This is a genomic window from Ilyobacter sp. (assembly GCF_041583315.1).
In the GTDB taxonomy this organism is placed as follows: Bacteria; Fusobacteriota; Fusobacteriia; order Fusobacteriales; family Fusobacteriaceae; genus Ilyobacter.
In genome coordinates, this window is sequence record NZ_JBFHGC010000577.1 from 1 (window position 1) to 1751 (window position 1751).

A 1751-nucleotide genomic window follows, 5' to 3' on the forward strand; every position below is an offset into this window, starting at 1 on the left:
ATACATCCTGGGTGTAAAGTTGCTTCAAAACACGGTTTCTGTCCTTTGTTTTTTCCATCATAAGTACTACACCGGTTTCTCCGTTTCTCTCTAGAAGAAAGGCCCCTTTGAGAATTTTCCCAACTGCGCTCTTTATCCTTTCAGGTGAGAGCTGTACCTCAGGAATCTCCTCCAAGAGGAGGGAAGCTAGTTCCTCATATGTCATTACAGGGGTAAGATTACCGTCTAAAGGAATCGATTTCATATTTTCATTTCCATCTATTTTTTCATAAAAATAAGTTTCCTTTAGATCATTACCTGTATATTCCACAGCTTTCATCTTGTATTCACCGTAAATATTTTTACCATTTTCAGAAAAAACATACCTAAAGTATGCCTCAGAATCCGGTTCCAATAATTTGGCTATTTTCTTTTCAAAATAATTCTCAACAGATATTTTTTCATAGGCCTTTGTGAGGTTACTTGATATAAAAGCCTCTTCATTATTAAATACTATGATGCTGTTTTCTTCACCCAAAAGATATCTGACACTATAGTTTTTCTCTCCCAGGTTAAAAGTATCTTTTTCATATCCGTCAATATATTCAAACTTTTCAAGACTCCCTGGTTCCATATAAAATTCAGCAAAAAAATCCTTGTCTGAATCGATCTCGGCAAAGTATTTGATAACATTTATTTTATCAAAGGCAAAGCCTCTGTTTTTTAGTTTCCCATAAATAATAGGAGCAGCCTCTTTGAGTTTCACAAATCCGTCCTGTCCCCTTCCCTGGCACAGAATCTCAATTTTTTCTTGAAGTGCCGCTGTCTGAAGGGACACTATGAAAAAAATTATTATATGGAATAATTTTACCCCCTTCACTTAACACCTCTCCTTATTTTACGCAAAGTTAATTATACCACAGCGCTTTTTTTTTTTCAATAAACCTCAATGGCTATTTACCTTTTATTTCCAATAGTTTTTTCACATTTTCTATCTTGAAGTTATTGTACAACACTCCATCTATACTTATGTTGGGTCCTTTTGCACATTTCCCAAAACATCTCTGAGTAGAAAGTCGGTATTTCCCGTCTCTTGTGGTTTCCCCAGCATCTATACCGAGTATCTCCTCTATCTCTTCTAGTATCAGAAGGCTCCCTCTTCCGCTGCACCCCATGCCGTTGCATACTTTTATTTCTATAGTTTTATCTATCTCAGACTTATATTTCGGGAAAAAATCAATAGCATTCTGAATGGTTACCAAAAAAAGTCCGGTTTTATCCGCTATAAACTCCTGCACTTCCAAGGGAATATAACCTATCTCTTTCATTACAAAATTCAGCACCTGTATCTCATCTCTTTTATCTTCCATTTTATTTATAAAATCCTCGAGATTTTTATAAAACTCTTTTGTGATCATACTTCCTCCTGCTTTTCAAACTAATCCTGTATATCATTTTTTATCCCAATCAAGATATTGAATTTCTCTAGACTCTGTTACTTTTCTCTTGACAGAAAAGCACCCCAAGGGGATTTCCTCCCTTCGGTCAGGGCATAACCAAAAGGTCAAGGCTGTGAAAAATCAGCTAAATAACCTTGAAAATCCAAGGAGATTAATGAAACTCAGAAAACAAGTTTCTGAGAACCAGAAAATATACTCGTATGACTCGTTATTTTTTGGCTACTCGCTTCGTTCAAACAGTCGATTTTTTCTAAGGATTTTACTGCGGTCATTCTTAACGCTGATTTTGTCAATGCCACTTAAAGATTAGAA

2 protein-coding genes are annotated in these 1751 nt (G+C 35.6%); both read right to left on the reverse strand.

The window, feature by feature from the left end; genetic code table 11:
- Positions 1-859 (reverse strand): hypothetical protein (locus ABZA26_RS14365; RefSeq protein ID WP_372715178.1); only part of this gene is annotated, 859 nt, incomplete at its 3' end.
- A 73-nt stretch (positions 860-932) separates the two neighbouring features.
- Entirely contained in the window at positions 933-1397 is a 465-nt protein-coding gene (locus tag ABZA26_RS14370) for an NAD(P)H-dependent oxidoreductase subunit E (RefSeq protein WP_372715179.1), read from the reverse strand.
- Positions 1398-1751 lie beyond the last annotated feature (354 nt).

Bases quoted from the DNA above. Each gene is read 5' to 3' on its own strand.
- ABZA26_RS14370 (WP_372715179.1), bottom strand. From the start codon at position 1,397: ATGATCACAAAAGAGTTTTATAAAAATCTCGAGGATTTTATAAATAAA.